Source organism: Blastopirellula marina, from assembly GCF_002967765.1.
GTDB lineage: Bacteria > Planctomycetota > Planctomycetia > Pirellulales > Pirellulaceae > Bremerella > Bremerella marina_A.
In genome coordinates, this window is record NZ_PUHY01000010.1 from 498,815 (window position 1) to 520,016 (window position 21,202).

At 53.7% G+C, this 21,202-nt stretch carries 21 protein-coding genes; 7 read left to right on the top strand and 14 right to left on the bottom strand.

The genetic code is table 11. The annotated features are described in order from the left end of the window. Position 1: 1 nt before the first annotated feature. From C5Y83_RS13020 to C5Y83_RS13030, 3 genes are all read right to left on the bottom strand, one after another. Positions 2 to 445: a hypothetical protein gene (locus tag C5Y83_RS13020; protein ID WP_105330167.1), complete on the bottom strand. Its 444-nt coding sequence runs from the start codon at positions 443 to 445 to the stop codon at positions 2 to 4. A 99-nt stretch (positions 446 to 544) separates the two neighbouring features. After that, positions 545 to 2,173, bottom strand: a complete 1,629-nt coding sequence (locus tag C5Y83_RS13025; RefSeq protein WP_105330168.1) for a hypothetical protein — start codon at positions 2,171 to 2,173, stop codon at positions 545 to 547. 84 nt (positions 2,174 to 2,257) lie between these two features. Then, positions 2,258 to 2,779: an alpha-ketoglutarate-dependent dioxygenase AlkB gene (locus C5Y83_RS13030; RefSeq protein ID WP_105330780.1), complete on the bottom strand. Its 522-nt coding sequence runs from the start codon at positions 2,777 to 2,779 to the stop codon at positions 2,258 to 2,260. A 200-nt stretch (positions 2,780 to 2,979) separates the two neighbouring features. On the opposite strand from C5Y83_RS13030, the gene C5Y83_RS13035 reads away from it, so the two are divergent. Further along, positions 2,980 to 4,392 carry a hypothetical protein gene (locus tag C5Y83_RS13035; RefSeq protein ID WP_146117765.1) on the top strand — a complete coding sequence of 471 codons (1,413 nt, stop codon included), beginning with the start codon at positions 2,980 to 2,982 and terminating at the stop codon, positions 4,390 to 4,392. A 49-nt stretch (positions 4,393 to 4,441) separates the two neighbouring features. Here the strand turns inward: C5Y83_RS13035 and C5Y83_RS13040 are convergent, their stop codons facing one another. Then, the gene (locus C5Y83_RS13040) at positions 4,442 to 5,071 is read right to left on the bottom strand and encodes a hypothetical protein (RefSeq protein ID WP_105330170.1); all 630 of its coding nucleotides are present in this window, start codon (positions 5,069 to 5,071) and stop codon (positions 4,442 to 4,444) included. A 307-nt stretch (positions 5,072 to 5,378) separates the two neighbouring features. Between C5Y83_RS13040 and C5Y83_RS13045 the strand changes: the two genes are divergently transcribed. The 3 genes from C5Y83_RS13045 to C5Y83_RS13055 all read left to right on the top strand — a co-directional run bounded on the left by C5Y83_RS13045 (position 5,379) and on the right by C5Y83_RS13055 (position 9,197). After that, the gene (locus tag C5Y83_RS13045; RefSeq protein WP_105330171.1) at positions 5,379 to 6,674 is read left to right on the top strand and encodes a 6-phosphofructokinase; all 1,296 of its coding nucleotides are present in this window, start codon (positions 5,379 to 5,381) and stop codon (positions 6,672 to 6,674) included. Positions 6,675 to 7,091: 417 nt separating this feature from the next. Further along, positions 7,092 to 8,345, top strand: a complete 1,254-nt coding sequence (locus tag C5Y83_RS13050) for a PQQ-binding-like beta-propeller repeat protein (RefSeq protein ID WP_158262347.1) — start codon at positions 7,092 to 7,094, stop codon at positions 8,343 to 8,345. A 93-nt stretch (positions 8,346 to 8,438) separates the two neighbouring features. Next, positions 8,439 to 9,197 carry a hypothetical protein gene (locus tag C5Y83_RS13055; RefSeq protein WP_105330173.1) on the top strand — a complete coding sequence of 253 codons (759 nt, stop codon included), beginning with the start codon at positions 8,439 to 8,441 and terminating at the stop codon, positions 9,195 to 9,197. Positions 9,198 to 9,312: 115 nt separating this feature from the next. On the opposite strand, the gene C5Y83_RS13060 is transcribed toward C5Y83_RS13055, so the two are convergent. The 3 genes from C5Y83_RS13060 to C5Y83_RS13070 form a co-directional block, all read right to left on the bottom strand. After that, complete coding sequence (locus C5Y83_RS13060) at positions 9,313 to 9,591, bottom strand: DUF4404 family protein (RefSeq protein ID WP_105330174.1); 279 nt, start codon at positions 9,589 to 9,591, stop codon at positions 9,313 to 9,315. Between the two features lie 79 nt (positions 9,592 to 9,670). Then, positions 9,671 to 10,843 carry a trypsin-like peptidase domain-containing protein gene (locus C5Y83_RS13065; RefSeq protein ID WP_105330175.1) on the bottom strand — a complete coding sequence of 391 codons (1,173 nt, stop codon included), beginning with the start codon at positions 10,841 to 10,843 and terminating at the stop codon, positions 9,671 to 9,673. Between the two features lie 106 nt (positions 10,844 to 10,949). Beyond that, positions 10,950 to 11,927 carry a S1C family serine protease gene (locus tag C5Y83_RS13070; RefSeq protein WP_158262348.1) on the bottom strand — a complete coding sequence of 326 codons (978 nt, stop codon included), beginning with the start codon at positions 11,925 to 11,927 and terminating at the stop codon, positions 10,950 to 10,952. A 396-nt stretch (positions 11,928 to 12,323) separates the two neighbouring features. Here C5Y83_RS13070 and C5Y83_RS13075 point away from each other — a divergent pair, with 396 nt between their 5' ends. Beyond that, on the top strand, positions 12,324 to 13,190 hold the full coding sequence (locus C5Y83_RS13075; RefSeq protein WP_105330177.1) for an SDR family oxidoreductase: 867 nt from the start codon (positions 12,324 to 12,326) through the stop codon (positions 13,188 to 13,190). Positions 13,191 to 13,208: 18 nt separating this feature from the next. Here the strand turns inward: C5Y83_RS13075 and C5Y83_RS13080 are convergent, their stop codons facing one another. The 5 genes from C5Y83_RS13080 to C5Y83_RS13100 form a co-directional block, all read right to left on the bottom strand. Continuing rightward, a complete protein-coding gene (locus tag C5Y83_RS13080; RefSeq protein ID WP_146117766.1) occupies positions 13,209 to 14,219 on the bottom strand; it encodes a hypothetical protein in 1,011 nt (336 codons plus the stop codon). A 104-nt stretch (positions 14,220 to 14,323) separates the two neighbouring features. Continuing rightward, positions 14,324 to 14,968, bottom strand: coding sequence for a hypothetical protein (locus C5Y83_RS13085; protein ID WP_105330179.1), 645 nt, complete (start codon positions 14,966 to 14,968; stop codon positions 14,324 to 14,326). Between the two features lie 93 nt (positions 14,969 to 15,061). Continuing rightward, positions 15,062 to 15,631, bottom strand: coding sequence for a hypothetical protein (locus tag C5Y83_RS13090; RefSeq protein ID WP_105330180.1), 570 nt, complete (start codon positions 15,629 to 15,631; stop codon positions 15,062 to 15,064). Between the two features lie 294 nt (positions 15,632 to 15,925). Further along, a complete protein-coding gene (locus tag C5Y83_RS13095) occupies positions 15,926 to 16,375 on the bottom strand; it encodes a Clp protease N-terminal domain-containing protein (RefSeq protein ID WP_105330181.1) in 450 nt (149 codons plus the stop codon). Positions 16,376 to 16,485: 110 nt separating this feature from the next. Next, entirely contained in the window at positions 16,486 to 17,292 is an 807-nt protein-coding gene (locus C5Y83_RS13100; protein ID WP_105330781.1) for an SDR family oxidoreductase, read from the bottom strand. 120 nt (positions 17,293 to 17,412) lie between these two features. On the opposite strand from C5Y83_RS13100, the gene C5Y83_RS13105 reads away from it, so the two are divergent. Beyond that, the gene (locus tag C5Y83_RS13105) at positions 17,413 to 17,829 is read left to right on the top strand and encodes a winged helix-turn-helix transcriptional regulator (protein WP_105330182.1); all 417 of its coding nucleotides are present in this window, start codon (positions 17,413 to 17,415) and stop codon (positions 17,827 to 17,829) included. Positions 17,830 to 17,864: 35 nt separating this feature from the next. Here the strand turns inward: C5Y83_RS13105 and C5Y83_RS13110 are convergent, their stop codons facing one another. Together C5Y83_RS13110 and C5Y83_RS13115 are read right to left on the bottom strand one after the other, a co-directional pair. Beyond that, on the bottom strand, positions 17,865 to 18,800 hold the full coding sequence (locus tag C5Y83_RS13110) for a DUF3472 domain-containing protein (RefSeq protein ID WP_105330183.1): 936 nt from the start codon (positions 18,798 to 18,800) through the stop codon (positions 17,865 to 17,867). An 84-nt stretch (positions 18,801 to 18,884) separates the two neighbouring features. Then, complete coding sequence (locus C5Y83_RS13115) at positions 18,885 to 19,547, bottom strand: DUF1080 domain-containing protein (protein ID WP_105330184.1); 663 nt, start codon at positions 19,545 to 19,547, stop codon at positions 18,885 to 18,887. Positions 19,548 to 19,734: 187 nt separating this feature from the next. On the opposite strand from C5Y83_RS13115, the gene C5Y83_RS13120 reads away from it, so the two are divergent. Then, on the top strand, positions 19,735 to 21,174 hold the full coding sequence (locus tag C5Y83_RS13120; RefSeq protein WP_105330185.1) for a sulfatase: 1,440 nt from the start codon (positions 19,735 to 19,737) through the stop codon (positions 21,172 to 21,174). The last annotated feature ends 28 nt before the right edge of the window (positions 21,175 to 21,202 follow it).

The window sequence follows — 21,202 nt, forward strand, 5'->3', positions numbered from 1 at the left end:
GTCAGTCAAGCGGGCAGGGGGGCTCTGGCGGACGGGGTGGTGGTGGCGGAGGTTGTTTCCGCTTGCCATCTTTCGGTGGTGGGGCAAACAGCATCCCAGCCAGCTGCGACACAATCCCTGCCATGACTAGCATTCCGTAGCTCAGCATCATCTCCGAGATGAAGTCACTGCCACCGAAGGAACGCCCCAGGTAACCACTTCTTCCCTGGAAGACCTCAAAGAACAGAAAATACAACATTCCGAAGATCCCCAGCCCCAACGCACCAGGCCGGATGAAACGATTGCCAAAGATGCCAACCACAATACCAACGGTCGACGCCATCAAGTAGGCACACATCACCAACCGTTGAATCGCCCGACCATTTTGAAACGGACTACCTAAAATCGCCGCCACAATAATCGCGAGGCCGACGATCAGCATGACGTAGATGTACTTATGGGGCATGGTGGACACTCATACGGGACCAAGGAAGTAACCGTTACCCTGCAAAGACGAAATAACGCTCGCGCAGGTTTCGGAAATGTTCGGCATTTTCTTTCCCCTCTAGTGCCCGCCGTTTTGCTGGCCGTCGCGGAAGTGGTAGCCTAGGTCGGCCAAGTAACGATAGATGGCCCGCTGAACGTCGCGACGTTGTCGAACGATCAAGCGATCCCCAACACTGGTTGCGTAGGAGGTGGGATCAATCTCTTCGCCGGAGAGAAACTTCGTTTCGATCAACGTGGCCAGTTCCTCTAAATCGTCTTTATCCAGCAGCGTTTGACCACCGAGCCCCAGCGGAGCAGCATACGCTACGTCGATGACTTCAGACGCGGCTTCTTGGTACTCGTCAGCAAGCGAAGTCACCGCCGAGCGACGCAAATCGGCCAGTAGTGTTTCGATTTGTTCATGGACACGCCGCTCTTGCGAAACCACAAGACAATCCGCCAACGGATTCGACACGGAACTGCCAGGACCTCCCAACTCTTCCCACGAATCAGGCACAATCTCGTTGGTAAACATTGCCAGCAACCGATCGGCAGGCGTCTTGAGCACCAATTGGCCAGGGTAATTTGGCGAACCAGGCAACCGCGAACCACAGAAGAAACCATCGAAACGAATGAACTTCGGCAACTCGCCAACGTTCACTTTTGAGTCTCCGTACGTCAAGTCGCGCACGGGATAGACGCGAATCTCGAGCGAACGTTCCAATTCGTCCGGCGTGGTGATGCAGAGATAGTCGCCGCGAATTTGCCAGACCAAATACTGCTGAGAGAGATCATTCAAAACGGTCTCGATCGTCACGTTCTTCCACTGTGTGGGGACGATCAGATCAGACGACAATCCCATGTCTTCGAGGGCTCGGTTATCGATGCAAACCTGAATTCCCAACTGTTTGCTCAGGACACTGGCCAGTTCTTCCAACGAGAGTTTGGTATCTAACTTGGTAAATCTTTCCGTCCGGAGTTGTTGCTCAATCGCTTTCGCTTCCTTCGCCAGCGGGTGGATGGAGATCGACTGCGTGGGGTAAGCCTCGCTAGGAAGATCCTTGGCCGCGACGATCGCTTTCAGCAGACGCTCGATCCGGTCGTGAAAACGGACCGGCTGCGTGACCACCAATCCTCCTTGGGCGATCTCGCACGAGCCTGGCCCACCCAGGATCTCCCACTGCTCCGGATCAAGCAGTTGCACCGCGGCCAAAATCATGGCCAAGCGGCGGTTATCCTTCTCATCTCCTAGCCACTTGCCGACCGGGTAGTAGCGGGTCACCAGGTGATCCTGCCCCAAAACGGCGTCGGAACTGCAAATGAGAATTCGCTCTGGCTGAATGACATATTCAAGATCGATGCCCCGAGTGAATACCTGCAACACACTTCCCAGGGTGACGTTCTCGAGATGAATCGTGATCGGCATGTCACAGTTCTTGCCAACCCTTTCGAGCGAACGGTTATCGATATGAAACGGGCAGCCAGACTTCTCGGCCAGCATTGGGAGGAATTCGTCCAACGGTGTATCAACCGCCTCGATCGTGATCGTCGTGTTCCACAGCCGCTCGATCAGATCGCGCGTGCCCATCTGATCGTCGATCGAACGCTCCGTCGCCGAAGAGGGTAACGCGTTAACCTGAGCCACGTCTTGGCCGTGAACTGTCGCAGAAAGTAGGACGGCGAGGAGAAGGGGAGTCCAACGCTTCATGGGAAGAGGTTTCCTGATCCGCAGGCAAGAAAGGGAATCCCCCCAACTTAGCTGGAGTTTGCAGTCGAAGCAAAGATTTGGTGGCTAACGCACGGCTCGCCAAGTCAGGCTAATTCGCGGGCCAGCGTCTGGCTGTCGATTGATCGCGTGTTTCCAAGCCGTCTGGACTTCGGCGTCCATATAAAGAAGCGAACCAGGTTCGAGCTCGTATTGTGCTCGCGCATCATTATCGATCGCACGGAAAGAAATCGTACGGACACTGCCCAGAGAAACGATCGCCACGCCTGTCCCGTCGATTAGTCCCGAGGTATCGTCGGCGTGGTAGCCCATGCGGTTCTCGCCGGTCTCGTAATAGTTCGCGAGGCAGTTGTTGAAAGCAACGCCGAGTCGCTGCTGAAGCCGTTCACGAAGTTCGACCAGGCAAGGAAGCAGCTCCGCCGGTTGGTAGTTCATCTGCGAGTAATCATATGGCTTCCCGAAGCTGGCCGTCTTTCGGGCCTGCATTCTCTCGTCCCATGTGACAAGACGCAGTAACTCATCAAACAATGCTTGCTGAGTGTTCAGAAAACCTGCTTCAAGTAGAACTGCAGAAACGTTCGTCGGCATGATGCTCTTCATTTCATTCGTAGTCTTATTTGCGTTCGACTATTAGGCGAAGATTGAATCGATTCGTTTTAAACGCCAAGTCATTATCAAATATCGATTCGAGGAAATCTCTCAAAAACCTTTCTGCAATCCATCCCACCTGCTTAAATGAGGAAACTGGATTAGAGACGTTCTATACCTTTATCGCGTCAATTCCCGTCATGTTTACGAGTACTTTTCGTGTCCATTGGTTGATGGTCTCGTTGACCTTAAGCTTCCTTGGGGGACAACGTGCCGATGCCCAGAATGGGTTCGGCTTTTTTACCTACCAACCTGAACAGCCGCGAGTTTCTTTATATACCACGAGCTTTCCTTACATCGTCAATGACGGTGGAATTCTGCTGGGTACCCTTCAAGAGCTCAGGTACACCGGTCGAGCGGACAAGGACAATTGGCACTATCCACCGCATTACGAAGTTCAAGTTACTTTCAAATTGGAGCGTGCGATCCTTGGTGAGATGCCAGAAGAGAACCCGCTGGTGCTCTCGTCGTTTTGGATCCGAATTTCTCCAGAGGAAGCAACGTTTCAACCTGGCGACCGAATCTTTCTTGCTCATGATGGGACTTTACGTCCTGAAAAGTACCGTCCAATGAGTGCCCCTTGGTTCACTCTGGCCACGGACGCAGAAATCGCTCGCTTATCACGAATCGGTGACCTCTTATCGCAAGATGCGAGTCCCGAGCTGTCGCAGAAAATCATCGACGGCTGTTTTGACGACGACCCCTACTTCGCCCGCTGGTGCCTCCTTGTTTCCACGAGTCTCGAGCGGTGCCTCGATAAGCCATTCCTGGACGCCTACAAGAACCTGAGAGCACACATCGCTCCCGAGAAAGATGTAGAAGTTTGCTGGCAACTGCTTCAGTTGCCCGAGACGCACAGTGTCGTCTTCCAATTTGCATTGAGGAGTCTGTCGTTCGCCAAACTTTCGTCGGATCAGGAGCGACTATTCCACGAAACGAAACGAAGGCGACTCAGAGCAATCATCAATAATCGATCGCAAGATCGTGATATAAAGTATTACACATTGCAAGATGCGCAGGAGATCCTACGTTCCTACTCAAAATGTCCAATTCATACTCGGTTGGAATTGCTCCCACTGCTTCGCGAGATGCTCGCGCTTGAAAACCGCCCTGACATACAAAACCTCGCGGCGGGCATGGCCGGAGAATTCCATGAGGACGGAACAGAGGAAAGCTGGCAGAAGGTCTTTGCCTTTTATCACGAATTAGTCCCGCTTCGCTCAACGGATAATCATCCTACGTATAACTATGTGCATGGTTTTACTTCGGCCGCCGAGCACGAGCTAAAACGAACCGGTAAAATCTCGCCGCAGGTACTAGCCGAATTTGAGAGGTATCTAGTTCAAGGCGATAAAGAACTGGCCGGGAGGGCCTGTTCGCAATTGAATAGCTACATCTTTGCGGCGAAGCGCGAAAAAGTTGCCTGGCCAACTCTTATGGAGTATCTAATCCAATTGCGTGAGAGCACCCCGCATGGGAATGCGAAGCGAGGCCTGAAATCGATTTTACGCGAACATTTTCCGGCCGAGTCTGCAGCCACAGATACGATCTGAGTTTCACGCGTCTAATTTCATTGGACCTAATTTCTGGCGACTGGTTTTACTACTCTTCGTCCGGCGGGTAGTTGAGCTTTGGCTTGTGGCGGTCTTGAAGTTCGAGAAACGTTTCCAAATCGTAGCTGCTTGGCTCAAGATCGAACGCTTCGATCAACGCGTCCAACACCGCTTGCTCTTCCTCTTCGATCATCTCGATATAGACATCCGCCTTATGCGGTTTCCAATCCGGCGAGAGGTGGGCGTTCAACGTATCTCGAAATCCGAAGGCGAGCTGTTCGAGTGAAAAGTAGCCGCGGTAATAGCCGAGACACAAGAAGTCGATCAGGTTCTCGCCGACGATGAAATTACTCGCTTCGGCATTGCCACCAGAGTGAGGCACCGTGAGCACGACCGGCGACTCTGCCGTGACGCGATCCTTCTCAACCAGCAGGCCAAATTGGGTGTCTTCACCTCCCGTCACCGCAAAGGGATAGGTGTTGAGTGGACGACACCAATCGCCTGCTTCGACAGGTTTCTCCAACGGAGACCAGGAACTGCGGAAGAGATCGGACATCAGGCAAAGACCAACCCGTTCCAATCCAGGCGACAATCCCGATCCCAGGAGGCTTTCGCGCTGCCGTAGCGTTCGGTTCAGGTCGTACAGTTGACGGAGCGGTGGGTGATCAATCTCAAACATTTTGAACCTCCAACGCCAATATCTTCCCCATTGTTATCTACTCATTCTCGCGAGAACGATCACCAGCGACGGCGAGGGATTGCTCTCGTGGTCAGCGTAAAGTGGCAATCGATGGCGATTTCCCTTCGTTCATTCGAACTTACGCTAGTCTGGCCCCCATTAGAAGCCCGATATCGCCCCAGATCCTCCCCCAGAGATGCTCATCTTCCCCCACGATTTTACCTTAGGTTGAAAACCACCCCATACCGCATAAAATCAGCGGTTCATTCAAGTGTCCGAAAATTGCTTCCCCCGTTGGAATGGAACCATGACCAATAGCCTCTCCCGTCCTCCGCAGCCAGAACACAATTTCAAGCGCGTTGCCATCCTGTTCTCAGGCGGGCCGGCTCCAGCAGCCAACGCGGTGATTTCGACTGCCGCGGTTTCGTTTCTGCGTGCTGGCATCGAAGTGCTGGGAATCAAGAACGGTTACTCGAACTTGATGCAGTTCGGTTCCGATCGCCCGATGGAAGAAGATCGTGACTACTTGATCCTCAACCACAAGGCGCTCAGCCGCAGCCGTGCCAAGCAAGGGATCATGATCGGTACCGCCCGGGCCAACCCAGGTAAAGCGATCTCGCACCCAGACCACTTGAAAGACAAAGAACGTTGCAAAGCGTTCCAAACCACCTACGACGCGTTGTGCTCGCTGGGTGTGGATGCCCTGATTTCGATCGGTGGCGACGACACGCTAAAGACCGCCAACAAGTTCAAGATGTTCCAAGACACGCTGCCGGAAGGCAGCAAGAAGTTGCCGGTCGTTCACCTGCCGAAGACGATCGACAACGACTACAACGGGATCGACTTCACGTTCGGCTTCTTTACCGCGGTTGATTTCCTTTCCACCGAAATCCGCACGCTGCTGTACGACGGCGAAGCCTCGAAGGCTTACTTCCTGTGCGAAGCGATGGGTCGTAGTGCCGGCTGGTTGGCCTACGGTGCCGCAATCGCTGGCGAAGCCTCGCTGGTGATCAGTGTCGAAGACATCATGGGTGACTTCGTCGAGAAAGAATGGGAAGAAGGTGGCAAGATTCGCAAGACGATGAACGTCCCAAAAGTGGTCGATCGGATCGTCAAAACGATGCTCGCTCGCGAAGCCGAAGGCAAAGAGTTTGGCGTGATCGTACTCGCCGAAGGCTTGGCCGAGATGCTACCGGAAAGCTATCTGGAAGGGGTCGCCCGCGACGATCACGGCCACATTGCGATCACCGACATTCAACTGGGCCGCACGTTTAGCAAGTGGGTCGCCAAGGCGTACGAAGAGAAGACAGGTCGTAGCCGCAAGGTGACCGGTGTTCAGATCGGTTACGAAGCTCGCTGCACCAAGCCGCTCGCCTACGACGTGATCTTAGGTAGCCAACTGGGTGTTGGTGCTTACCGTGCCCTGGTCGAAAAGAAGCTTAACGGTGTGATGGTCTCGGCCAGCGGCCAGTTCGAGCTGCACTACGTTGATTTCGCCGACCTGGTGAATCAAGAGAACCTGGTTACGGTCGTCCGCCACATCGAGCCTGGCTGTGACTTCCAGAAGCTCGCCCGCTTCCTCGAAACCTACGTCAACGACTAAGCTTTCAGATATCACAACAACCACGAAGAAGAGAGAGGCCGCCTTGGTGCGGCCTCTTTTTTTTTTGCTTAGCCACAGCGAGCACCCAGAAAGAGAAGAGCGACCACGGATTACATGGATAAGAATCGATCCTGTCGCGTCTGCCTGGGCATCCTGCCTGGCTGAAGCGGGTTCCAGGAGCGGCCGGGCAAGATGCCCGGGGCACACCGTTCTACCACCTACGAAGCCCTTGCGGATCTGTTACGGCCTCTTCCCTTGCTGCTCTTCGTGTCCTCTGTGGCGAAATACCTATCCCCCGCCAGAGTTCGCCCACTTTCGGACATTGGCGCATGGAAAGTCGCGGGGAAACCGATTACGATCAAGGGCGAACGTCCCGTCCTCGATTCCCACCTTTTCCCGATCTGGGGTTATTGTTCTATGTCGATCGTTCGAATTTGGATTGCCGTTGTTTGTGTCTGCTTCGCGTGTGGATCTGTATCGGCTCAGGAGTGGACCCGATTTCGTGGCCCAAATGGAAGCGGTGTTGTGCCGGCCGTCGATATTCCCTCGACCGTCAGCGAGGCGAATTTCAACTGGAAGACCAAGCTGCCGGGCATCGGGCATTCGTCGCCAGCGATCTGGACCGATCGTCTGTTTGTGCTGAGTGCCGATCCGGAAAGTGCGTTCCGCTACGTCGTCGGAATTGATACCAAGACCGGTAAGATATTGTGGCAGAAAGAATTCCCTGCGGCGGAAAGTCACCTGCATTCCAAAAGCAGCTATGCTTCGTGCAGTCCGGCCGTGGACGAGGATCACGTCTACGTGGCTTGGGCCGATGACGAGAACACCCGTCTCATTGCGTTGAACCACGACGGCGAAACTTCCTGGGTTGCCAATCTCGGCCCCTGGGTCAGCCAGCATGGATTTGGTACCTCACCGATCGTTTACCAAGACAAGTTGATCGTATCGCTAATGCAACTGGGTGACCCCCGCAAGATCGGTAACCGTCCCGCGGGCCAAAGTCGATTGATTGCCTTCGATCGCAAGACGGGCGAAAAGCTATGGGAAGCAGATCGTGATAGCGACGTGGCGGCTTATTCCGTTCCATGTATCTATAAGACCAAAGAGGGCCAAGATGTGCTGATCTGCAACAGCAGTGCTCATGGCATCGCTGCCCACGACCTGTCGAGCGGCAAAGAGCTTTGGTCCGAGCAAGTCTTCAACATGCGGTCGGTTTCATCCCCGGTCATCGCCGGTGACTACATCCTCGGCTCGTGTGGCTCGGGTGGTGGTGGCAACACGGTGAGTGCAGTCGACCCGAACGGCGGCCAGCCGAAGCTTGTTTGGCGTCTGGCCAAATCGGCATCCTACGTGCCCACCCCAATCGCCTACGACGGCAAGGTGTTTGTCTGGTACGACAAAGGGATCGTTAGTTGCCTCGACGGAAAAACGGGAGAAGTCCTCGGCCAAAAGAGGGTCGGTGGCAACTATTACGGTTCGCCCATTCTGGTCGGAGATCGCCTCTTCTGCATGTCGGAAGAGGGAGAACTGGTGGTCGTTTCAGCCGATAAAGACCTGAAAGTTCTCGGTAAGAGTCCGCTCGGCGAAGGAAGCGAATCGACCCCGGCTGTTTCCGATGGCGTGATGTACCTCCGAACGTACTCGCACGTGATCTCGCTGGGCGGGAAGTAAGCTCTCGAAACTCAGCACCCCCATCGCAGTCGATGCGATTAAGCTCGATTCGATTTTATCTCGTCGAGCACTTTAAGAGACAGGACGTCTTCATTGAGCAATAACGACTCTAAAGCAAACGATTCGAGCAATCCATTCGCTTCACCGCCCAATGTATCCGACGCAGAGGAATTGCGGACCGACGACAAATACGTTTGTGATGCGACCGGATACAATGCCTTGGAGAAGGGGTGGCGTCTCGCTATCGATAACTTTCTTCCTTTCTTGGGTCTCGTTGTTCTACACGAGATCCTTAGAATTCCCTGCGATTATTTGGATGACTTCGCCTACCTCGCGGAAACAAGATTGCCGCCGATAGGCTGGGCGTTTCAGATTCTCTATCAGACGTTCATTGGCCATGTGATCAGCGTCGGAGCTTTTTGGATTTTCCTGAAAGCGACTCGGCGAGAGACGTTTGCGGTAGAAGATATGTTTGCTGGTTTCCATCAATGCTATTGGCAGATCGTCGGCGGAGGATTCCTGAAAGGGTTGGCTGTCGTGCTGGGGCTGATTTGCTTGATCCTTCCAGGCATTTACCTGAGTATCCGCCTATCGTTTGTCGAGGTACTGATCATCGACCGCCGCATGAATATTCGCGATGCCTTTAACGAAAGCTGGCGGATGACGGAGCACTATCAGCCGCCGCTACTGTTTTTGTTATTCATGGGCATCTTAATTGAGATTGCCGGGCTGCTGCTTTGTTGTGTGGGATCACTTTTTTCCGCTATGTGGCTCGCATCGGCCTATGCCATCTTCTACTACTCGATTTGTCTTCGAGATCCCGATGGATCCTCCGCGACGAATACCCAATAGCCAGACCATGGCATCGAGCAAACGCCTTTGGTTTATGATGGTCAGCGCAACGAAAAAGACCGCCAGTATTTGGGACTAGCGGTCTCTTAATTTCTTGCGATCCGGGAAGCAGGCTTTACAGTCCGCTGTTTCCCAGAATATCGGCCAAGTTGTTCAGCACGCGGGTCAGCGAAGGGTAGCTGGTATCTTCCAGGTGCGACGAACGTTCTTCCAAGGTTTCCCGCAGGGAAGGGTGGGCCAGGGCGGCGGTGTCTTCCCGATGCAAGGCATCATTGATCGATTCCATCACGCCTTCCAAGCGGCCTCGCGTTTCGTCATCGAGTTGATCGACGTCACGTAGTTCTTTTTGTAGCTCTTGGAGCGTTTGGCGTAGTTCGGAGAGTTTGTCTTCCATGGTCGTCGATCGTCATGCAGGGGTTTCGAGTGGCACCGATTAAACCAATTCGCGAACGCGCGAGGTGCCAGCTTCTATTCTACTTCGACGTCTCGCGAGGAATCCACCCGGGGTTGCCGTTTGGCTGCTCAGTCGTGTCGGAAATAACCGGCTTCGCACTTACCCGAGATTGAGCAATTTCCGCTTTACGGGTCGCCCCTGCCGCAGAAAGCATTCTCGAGACGGCGTTGGCCAGCTCGTTGCCAGGAATCGCGTACGTGGCAACGCGGCCCGCACGAGCAATGTTGAGCCCAACGACTTGGCCATCCAGATTAACGACCGGTCCGCCACACTGTTCTGGCTGCAAGTAGCTATCGTGCTGGAAGACGGAAGGAAAACCGCTGCGACGGGTACTCAGTTCACCACCGAGATGATTCTGGAAGTCGTGACGGGCTTGGCCGCGGCCGTCGACCCGTTCGCCGAGAACCATACTCAGATGCATTTCTTCCTCCGAACGACGAAGGGTCACGCGTACCGAATCGCCTGGCTCGAAGGTGCGAATTGTTTCAATCAAGTGAGTGCCGGTTTCAATGTCCATGTCATTGATCGAGACGATCACATCTTCCGCCAAGATTCCCGCGTGATGTGCGGCGCTGCGTTCAACCACTTGATCGACCACTGCGGGACCTGGATTCTGCGAGAGCATGACGCCGAGCATCGCGTTCTTCACATCGACTTTGTGCGGTGTCAGCCCGTAGACACCAATCGCCACAGGCTCTTTACCGAGACCTGCCGTGGCCAGGATGCTGCCCACGGTCGACTTGCTGTCAGCCGCGATTTCCATCACCGGTAAATTGCGGGCATTGATGCTTACCAATGCCAAGTCATGTTCTTTATCGATCGCGACAATCTCGCTGGTCAGGTATTGATCGCCGTTGGCCATTTCCGCCACCAGCGGGGCTTCGTCATCGTAGGTGTTGACGAGACTTCCTTTGGTAACAATCAGACCATTCGGATCGACGATGCCGCCCATGGCAACTTGCTTGCCGCCACGCTTGAACTCGACCGTCGCACTGCGAGTGTTACCAACGACTGACTGAAATGCGCCAAGCACTTCACTGCTATTGCGTTGGTGAATGCGTTTCATGAAACGCATCGCAACGCCGTCACTCTCGAAAACTTGAGCTTGGGCGGGGGCAGGTACAAGTGCAAAACCTGCCAGTGGTGCAATCACCAATACCGAGAGTAGCAAATTCAAACGAAACCGGGGCATCTGTTCACTCCGTTGTTTCGTCGCCACGCAATCCCAGACTTACCGCAGCCCGCTAACCGAGCTCCGACGTTTCTGAATAGTCGAATCGAAATCTTCCCGCCAGGGACTATTCGCGATCCAATTGACGACGATCCGTTAGTTCAACTTCAAGAGTAATAACGTTGCCCGAGCTGCGCCGTATCCGTACGCTAATGCGATCGCCCGGAGAGTACTGATTTACCATCAGCTTCAAACTGTCGAAGGAGTCGATCTCGCGATTGTTGAATCGCAAGATTTGATCTCCCTCTTGGATTCCCGCATTGGCTGCCGGGGAACCCGGGGTAACACGTGTGACCACAACCTCCTGTCGATCACTGTCACATCGTACACCCAAATAAGGTTGCGTTCCGCCAAGTCGTCCCCAAACCTCCGAGCTTCGAAGTCGGTCCAGGTTTTCGAGGTACTGCGTCGAAGGAACGTGTAAATTCGCCGTAATTCGATTTCCGATTCGGCTGTTGATTCCAATCACATTACCCTGAATGTCCAACAGTGGACCACCACTATCGCCACCTACCAAGGTTGCGTCGGTGGCAATCACATCGCGGCCGTTTGCCAGCACGCGGCCCAGCCGCAGGGCAGGGCGACGGTCTCGAACGATGCCGCCTGCGTGCCCCATTACTAATACCCATTCACCGTCCTTAAGGTTCGACGATGCACGGACGGGAAGGTGCTTATATTTGCCTGGCGTGGTGATTTGGATGGCACCAGAGTCAATACTACGATCTGTTCCCAGGGTTACCCCTTTCACGCGGCTTCCGTCATTGAGGATGACCGTTACCTCTCGCCCAGGCTTTCCAATGACATGCCCAGCGGTAAGGATCAAACCATCTTCACTGACGACCACTCCGGAGCCCTGTGCCGGACCCACGACAACACCCACCGTGGCATCAAGTGCCTTTTGGGTGACTTGCTGAATCAACTTCTCCATCGAACGCAAGTCGGCAACATCGTGCGGTGCATCGCCGGTAAGGATTTCGGAGAAGTGCGCCGTCCGTTGAACGCTGGAAGGATTTGCGTTCTCTTGCGCATTCGCAAGAAGAGGCATGCACAGAATCAACCCGCATACCGCCAGGAAGTTCAGAAACGATGCCGTCAAGTTCGACCGCGAAGACCCTGCAGGGAGAATAGAGGAGGGAAGGAAAGTCCGTTGTTTCATTTTGCGCCCTTAAGAATCAGTTTGACCACCATCGACTACGGCAGGATCGTGTCGGGGTTCGGTTCTATTCTAGGAATACGAGCAAGAGTTTGTCACGTTCTTGCAGGTCAGCAACCGAGGAGGGGCCACACCTCGATGTCACTGCTGGCGGCGATTCCACAATCTATAGTAGTCAACCCCGGAATACTTTGGTAGTGTCTGCCGGGATTTGGCAAAATTGACAGAAGCATTGAAATTGCCAAGGTTTACCGCTCGTGCGGCACTACTAAGAAAGCAGAAGATAATATGGTTTCCCGCACGCGAATGATTGTTGGATGTGGTTACGTTGGTAAACCGCTGGCCAGCCAATGGCAGCAAATGGGAGATACTGTTTTTCCCACAACCAGATCATCCGATCGAGCCCGACAGTTTGAACAGGCAGGTTGGCGCTCGGTGATTGCCGACGTCACCGATCCGCAAAGTTTACGTGATTTACCAGAAACCGACACCGTGGTCTTCGCCGTGGGTTACGACAGCAGCAGCGGCAACTCGCGGGAAGACGTTTACGCTAACGGGCTTCGTAACGTGCTCGACCATCTCAGCGAGCACACGCGGCGGGTGGTGATGGTCAGCACAACCGGCGTTTACGGCGATGCTGGTGGACAAACGGTCGACGAAACCACCCCCTGCGATCCCGCGCGTGCTGGGGGGAAAGCATTCGTTCAGGCCGAGCAGTACCTGCAAAGTCACCCTATCTGGTCAACTCGCAGTATCATCCTCCGTATGGCGGGCATCTACGGTCCCAATCGCGTTCCGCGATTGGCGGACATTCAAGCCGGCAATCCGATTCCTACACCGGCCGGCGGAGCCCTAAACCTGATTCATGTCGACGACGCCGTTCAGGCGATTCAGCGGGCTGCCGATAGCGAAACGTTCTCGCCCGTTTACATCGTCAGCGACGGCCATCCGGTTGACCGCCGTGATTACTATCGCGAAGTCGCTCGACTGCTCGACGCCCCAGAACCAACTTTCGAACTCCCTGAACCGAATTCACCAGCCGCCAAGCGTGCTCAAGCCGACCGCAAGATGAGCAACACGCGCATTGTGAAGGAGTTGGGCTTCACGCCCAAATTCCCCAGCTATCAAGAAGGCTTGGCGAGTATTTTGAGATAACGCTTTGGGCTAATTCCCCTACTTCCATGCCAACTGAAGCCCCTTCAGAATAACGAAGTCTAGCACGAGGTGGTGGGTGTCGTCGCATGCTTGAGCGAACTGCGGGTCGGGGAATTTACCGTCAAGATATTTTCCCGGACGTTGCCCCATGAGGATATCATTGTCTTGATCGCGATGAATGGCGGCAGTCTTGTATTTGGCGATTTGATCATCTTCGAAGTTGCGTCCCGACACCAGCTTGAAGGCTGGCCCCCAACCCTTGTCGGCGTGGATCTTGAAATTGGCTCTCCAATCTTTCACATCGTCGTCGTTTTTGCCCCAAGTCAAACATTGCATAGTGACTAAAGCCAAGGCGTTGAATACGGAGTAGTCACCTTCCTGGGCCAGATCAGGAATCGGGGCTTGAGCTTGCAAATTGTAAAGCTTCAAGGCTGCCGAGAAGGCCACCTTTTGTAGTTGCCGCTGGAACGAATTCGACAAACTGGCATCCTGCTTATCTCCGATCACGTCAATGCAATACTTCAAGTTAGCTCCGACCGATCCAATCCCCTCTGGCGAGACCTCGCCATGTTTATCGACGATCTTGACGATGTGTTTAAGAATCGCCTTGCCGTGCGGCTTCGCATCGACGGGACCATGCACGCGCACCGTTTCGATCAGCAGGAGCAGTGGCACTAGCTGGTCGCGAGAAAAGTTGTTCTTGAGCGATCCTGCCCGCAATAGGCTTTTCTCGGCCAGGCAGTTTTCGCGATAGTACTTCATGAACGCAGTCGCATCTTCTACCGCTACGCCATGTGTTTGCTTGAGCTGGTTGTAGAGATCTTGGTCTTTCGCGTGAATGATGATCAGCGATGCATAGAACCACGAACTCCGCCAACAATCGTCATCGCTGGCAAACCCTTCCGGCGTTTTGACGATCTTGGTTTCGGTATCGATGTAACCACCATACTTGTCAGCGGCGAACGTGGTGGTTACCACCGATCCGACCAACAACAACGATATTCCCAGGGCTACATGAAAGTTTCGCACTTCTTCGCACTCCGCTGAAAAGGTCTTTCCAAATGATTCCAGGCCGGCTGCGTCTTTCCGGCCAACCGACCTAAATTAAAGAACACAATAGAGGGGAAAGAAGTCTATGGGAACTTCACCCCATTCAAAGCTTTCGCAAGGTCCTTCTTGAACTTGCCTTCGTTATCTTTCAGATTCCTGTTAGCAAGTCCCTTCAAATCTCCCTGCATCACCTTCAAGGCATCGTTATTGAAACGAAGATCGCTCAACGAGCCAGAGGCCTTGGTGATGTTCGCCTCGGACAATTTGTCCTTGGTAATCTTCACCGTCCCTTCGATAGTGATGGTAGCAACAGCCGAAGTCTTAACATCCGCTGTAACCACATTAGGAATCTTGCCCCATACCTTTCCCTTAACCTTGCCCTTCACCTTTACGCCAAACTTTAACACATCGTTTTTCAGCTCGAACTTGTAGACGTCGACACTCAAGTTTTTTTTGGGGTTGTCTAACCATACCCAGCTCTTGCTTTCCTCTTTCCACTCCGCGACCTTGGTTTTGATTACTTTGCCAAAAACTTTCGTTTTCGCCCATTTCACTTTCTTCTTACTGTCGGCGTTGTACCAAGCAGTGTCTTCCGAATTGTGCTTAGAAAGTTCGTTCTTAAGTGTACTACTGAGCAGTTTTCGCAACACCGGATTATCCGCGGCTTGTACAGAAGCGGATGTGCCGAACACTACGAATGCCAGGATGGCAATCAGGGGCCATTTCATCAGGGGAAAACTCCATTACGTGGAAATAGAATCTGAAAAAGGGAGTGCTATCCAACGTTGAATTGAACGATGGAGGGTAGGAAATCGCTTCGATTAGAATTCCAACTTCTTCTCAGGAAGATTCTTGTTGACTTGCTTCAAGATCTCCTTCTTCTTGGCGGCATATGCGGCATTGAGCAGCGTGGTGATCGTTCCCTTGCCTCCCGAAATACTGGCAGGTTTCAGCTCATTCACCTTCACCTTGAAGCTGAGGTCTTCCACTTCGGACTTTACAAAGAACTGGCCGTCTCGTTCGATCAGTTGCGTCTTGAACTTCGGCTCGATCGTCACGAACATCGTTGCCTCCAGCATGGTAGACACTCCGCCGGTTTCGTATTCTCCGTCCAATAGAAACACCCCCTTGACCTTCACCTTGGCCTTGATCGAATCATCGGCCAATGAAAAGTCCTTCACTTCGATCTCCAACTCTTCCTCTGGCTTAACGGCCGAGAGGTTTCCTTTGAAGCCGCCGTTCTCAAACTCGAAATCCTTGTCCTTCAGCGTCTTGAGAGCAGTCTCTTTCGCAATCGCGGACAACGTCTCGTCGATACCGGCCTGGGCGGTTACGCAAGGTAATACCATTGACACAAAGAACGCCGCCACCAAAAACATTCCAATTCGCATCGCGCAAACTCCTAATTGGCTCGATCGTAAAAAACGTTCGCCTGCCAAGCTCAGGCCAACTGAAGCAAACGGAAACCCACGAACCAAGCCTTACATTCTATGGCTGGCTTAACATCGCCACACGTAGCGTGACAGAGACAATACCACATTCCTTATTACACACCAGACTCTAATATAAAATAATCGGTATTTTATCTCATATGAACACCTATCTCGTTTACGTAGATTATTAGACAATATACACATACCTGAACAACAACACCTTTTCCGGAGTAGATACCACGCCATCGCCAGCTAGAAAGAGGCCAACATGTAACGACAGACTCCCCTCAGTTCGAGTCCGACATTCATGAGTACCTGAGCAGCGAGTCCTTCGCGCTCACACAGGGCTCCGACGAGAAGATCCACTGGCTGAAGTTGGGCTTGATTAAGACGTCGTGCCCAGGTCACTGCGTAGTCCAACATTAGCTTTGCCCGCGGCGTGAGTGCCAGCGGCTCTTGTTGCCGCTGGGCAGGCCTTGGCTGGGTCAAGCGGCCGATTTCTTTGTGGCAAGCAGCAACGTCCGTCTTCATCGCCGTGAAAACACGCATCATGTCGCTGTCTTGCTCAATCAACATGCCCTGCAAGAGGTGTTCGGTACCGATCCAGTCATCATTCAGTTTCCTTGCCAAGCGATTCGCATGACGCATGACGCGGCGAACGTTTTCGGAATAGGCGATGCGAAATTCGACGTTGGCAAACATTCTCAACACAACATTCGCTACGACACTTCACCATGAGGGGCAGCGAATAAAACGACCACTCGAACCAACAAGCGAAACGATCAACTTGAATGACAAATTATCTCAGAAGGTTACCTCCCACTCCAGAGTTTTGTTAGAGAACCGAGATTCAGTTTGAATCGATGACTTAGCGTATTCAGTCGCTCGAACTCTCCCCAGAAGTTTCCGCTTGCTTCCGAGTTTCGTAAGTTCATGACGCGTTGAACGAGAATCTCGCCATGCGTAGGTCCCGCCTCGATAAGTTGCATCACTTCCGAAATAAAGTCGTCCAGGGGCATCGCGTGGGGGTCGTTTGCTTGATGCGGCCCCATCAATTCCGTCTGCACGTAGGGAGGTGCCAGTTCGAGAACTTCGACAGATGTGTCTCGCAATTGATGCCGCAGTGAAATCGACCACGAATGAATCGCCGCCTTCGTCGCACAGTAGCTCGGTGTGAGGGCCAATGGCGTGAAGGCTAGCCCGGACGAGACGGTCATAATCGTCGATGCGGCCTGCGTTCTGAGGTGAGGAAGTAGTGCCGCGGTTAAACGAATCGGACCGAGCAGATTCGTGGCAATCGTAGCTTCCGCCGTTTGTGGATCAACACGATCCGCAGTGTAATCCTCCGGTCGCATGATGCCTGAGTTATGAATCACCACGTTCAAGCCAGCAACTTCGTCGGTGACCTTCTTCGCCAGCGCCGCGATTCCCACCGGCGAGGTCACATAAAGTTGATAACTCTTCATCCCGGGATTGGCTGTGGTGACTTCGTCCAGCGATTCTTGCCGCCGCCCGGCGATGAATACCTGATTTCCTAGCGCATGAAAGGCCTCAGCCAGGCCGCGTCCAATTCCGCTTCCACCACCCGTGATCAAAATCGTGTTGCCGCTCATCTTCATGATTTGTTCCTTCCGCTTGATTGACAGAATTGCCGTCTGCATACAACGATAGACGTGACGCTCTCGTAAAGAAGGCAGGCACCGAAAAGTTGGTTGGTTACCGCAAGGTGAGTATTGGAAATGACCGGGAAAAATGAAACACAATCAGCTTCAGAAGATTCGCCAGAATGGTCGGAGATCGATCCCCAGGTGTCTGAATTGGTCAACGACATCATCGGAAAGGTTGCCGATAAATGGACGCTCTTGATTCTGGAAGCCCTGGATGAAAACGGGGTGACGCGGTTCAAGCAACTCGGTCGGTTCGTCCCAGGCATCAGCCAAAAGATGCTTACGCAAACCTTGCGACAAATGGAATGCGACGGTCTCGTTCAGCGAACCATTTATGCCGAAGTACCACCGCGTGTCGAGTACGAACTAACTCCGCTGGGTGAAAGCTTAGGCGAGGCATTCTGCGGCGTGTGGAAATGGGCCGAGCAGCATCACGCCGAGATCGAAGCAGCCCGCCAGCGATTCGCCGCCGGGCGGGGCAGGGCGTAGGTTGCGCGAAGTTGGTCGCGTTGAAGTTGCAATGACTACTCAGCGGTCGTGAGATCTAACCCGTGCCGCCGCTGTTTCGGATCGCGGACGAATATCGCCCCCACTTCCACGACGGCGTTTTCACCGTCCGCTTTCACTTTCGCGCAGTCGGGCGAACTGGTCGAACCGGCGGCTTCGTCCGGGTAAAAGGCCATCGCTCGCTTCAAGGGGACTTTCTCGCCGTTGATGCGTGGTCGGCTGAAGGTGACCTTGACCTTCGGAATGTTCGACCGGCGAATTTCCGAGGTGGAATAAACTTCGACGAATGCCGAATGGCGATTCCAGAACTCAAACTCGGTCCCTTCAAACAGCAGGCTGCCCACTTCGGTCACTTCGTCGTTGGCATGATTACGAACCCGGCAAGTGAACCACGTCGACGGCTTACCATCCCGCTCAATCGTTTCCCCCTTGTAGATGCCCCAAGTGTAGGTCCCTTTCTTCCAAGCATACGGACGACGGACGCTGGCGAATTTCCCTTCGTACCCGGCACTTTCCACCAGGCACTCGTCGGCCGCTTTGCGGACATGCTCAAGGCCGATCGGTGTCTTCTTGTCGGACGACCACCGCGAGAAGATCGCTCCATGGCCACGATGAACGCGGGTTTGTTCGTCACCGCTGACCCAACCGTTCACGTTCGTCTGCAAACCGCCGTAAAACTGCAAACCGTTGATCAGCGAAGAACCACAGGGAGAGACGTAAAGGTTATAGGTTTCGGGGACATCACGATCAATGGTGACATCCATTTCAAGCGATTCAAAATTCTTGACTGGTCCATCGAAGAACCACCAGATGTTGGCCAGGTGCCAAGGACGCCGCGGGAGCTTCACGCCCAGTTCTTTCGCCATCGCATCGGGCGTCGGCTGCTCGCAAGGATCGTTCGCAGCAACCAGCGAAATCAGGCACAGCCAAACTAGCAAACTCATCCAACGCATTAGAAGGCTCCAAGAGGATCGTGAGGGAGGAGCCTCCAGTATACGTACGATTTCGCGTAAGACCTAGAGCGGGTTGGGCAGGGCCTATTTTGCCTCAGGCAAGACTTTGATTTGCAGGTTGCGAAATTCCACCGGGCTGCCATGTCCGAGGAAGCCGATATGTCCGGTCGATCGCTTGAGGCCGGGGTGCTCGTTGCCATCCATGGTCGGGTTGTTGCGAATCTCTTCGAGATCCACGTTCAAGATTTCGGTTCCATTGAGGACGACCTTAATCAAATCGCCGTCGACGGTGACTTTCTGCTCGTTCCATTCACCTACCGGCTTCAGGTGGCCACGCTTTGCCGGGGCCAGACCGTAAAGCGAACCGTGATACTGATACGGTTTCAACTTCTCGTACTTCTTGGCGGTATCGTCCAAAATCTGAAGTTCGTAACCCGTACGCGAGGTCGTACCACCCATCGGGGCTCGAATCCCAAGGCCGTTATTCGCACCTGGCGGTAGCTTGAATTCAAAGCGGAGAATGAAATTGGCGTACTCATCCTTCGTGAACAGATTCCCTTTTCCCTTCGACGGAGCACAGACAATCTTGCCATCTTCCGCCACGTAACCAGGGTTTTCGATCCATCCGTCGAAGTTCTTCCCATTGAACAACGGGACGAAGCCTTCTTCCGTTTCGGCGGCTCGCGTCGTCGCGGTGTTGCAGATTAAACCAAGACCAATCAGGAAGGCGGTCAACATATATCTCATGGGTCGGTCACTTGAATTTCGGGTGGGAAAAGGGAGGAAGGAACGTGTCTCTATTGTGGACTTGATGTCAGGTGGTATCAAGTCGATTACTCCTAAAATCGGAACGTGCAATTTCACGAAGGTTTGTCTACACTAAAGGCGACACCCCGCCACACCACAAGCTGCCCCTGCCTAGGATCTTCTGCCGATGTTTCGTTCTGTTTGCTTGCCGCTGTTGGTCGTCGTTTGGATGAGTTCGTGGGCTGCGGCCGCGGAAAAACCGATGAACGTGCTGTTCATCATTTCCGACGATCTTACGCCGACAGCTCTTTCCTGTTATGGAAATAAAGTTTCGCAAACGCCCAACATCGATCGCCTGGCATCGCAGGGAACGCGTTTCACGCATGCTTATTGCAACGCCACCTACTGCGGGCCATCGCGGGCTTCGTTTCTTTCGGGCTATTATCCGCACGCGACTAAAGTGTTCGGCTATGTGAGCCCCCGTCCGAAGATCGGCGATCGCCCGACCTGGCCGCAATACTTTCGCGATAACGGTTATTACACGGCTCGCGTGAGCAAGATCTATCACATGGGCGTTCCTGGCGGGATCGAAAGTGGGGGTGATGGCGCCGACGATCCGATCTCGTGGGACGAACGCTTTAATAGCCCTGGCCCCGAGTGGAAAGCCCCCGGCGATGGCGAAACGTTGGAAAGCAACCCCGACGGAAAGAGGCCGGTGGTTGGTGGCAACACGTTTGTCGTGGTCGAAGCGGACGGGGACGACCTGGTTCATAGCGATGGCAAAACGGCGGCAAAAGCAGTTGAGTTGATCGAGCAGCATGCGAAGGCCGAGCAGCCGTTCTTTCTGGCGGTCGGCTTCGTTCGCCCGCACGTGCCGTTTGTTTCTCCCCGCAAATATGTCGAAGCGTACAAGCCGTACGCCAAGAATGAATTGCCGGAGAAGGTGCCGGGCGACTGGGATGATATTCCTAAGCAAGGGATTAACTATAAGACTAGCAAAAACATGAAAATGGATATCCGCCGCCAGAAAAAAGCGGTCGGTGGATACTATGGGGCTGTTGCGTTTCTCGACGCCCAGGTCGGCAAGGTGCTCGACGCGCTCGAGGCTTCTGGGGAAGCGGACAATACGATTGTGATTTTCACCAGCGATCACGGCTTTCACCTCGGGCAACACGACTTCTGGGCGAAGGTGAGCCTGCACGAGGAATCGGCCAGCGTGCCGCTGATCATCAAAGTCCCTGGCAAGGAGCCGGCCGTTTGCGATTCGCTGACGCAGCTTCTCGATCTCTACCCAACCACCGCCGCATTGTGCGGGCTCAAGCCACAAGATCGTCTGCAAGGCAAGGACATCTCACCCCTTCTGAGCGATCCCAAGGAAATTGTTCACGACGAGATCCTCAACGTCTCGCCGATGCAAAATGGCTTTCTGCTACGTACCGCCGATTGGGCGTTCATTCAATACAACGAAGACGCTTCCGGTGGTGTGGAACTGTTCGACATGCACAAGGATCCTCAGCAATACAACAACCTGGCTTCCGATCCCGACTACGCAGACCTAGTCGCCGATTTCAAAGCACGCCTCGCAGGCAAGTTGAAGGAGTTGCGGACGAACGACTTAGGGTCGTAGTATTTTTTTGTGTTCTCAGGGGTAACCG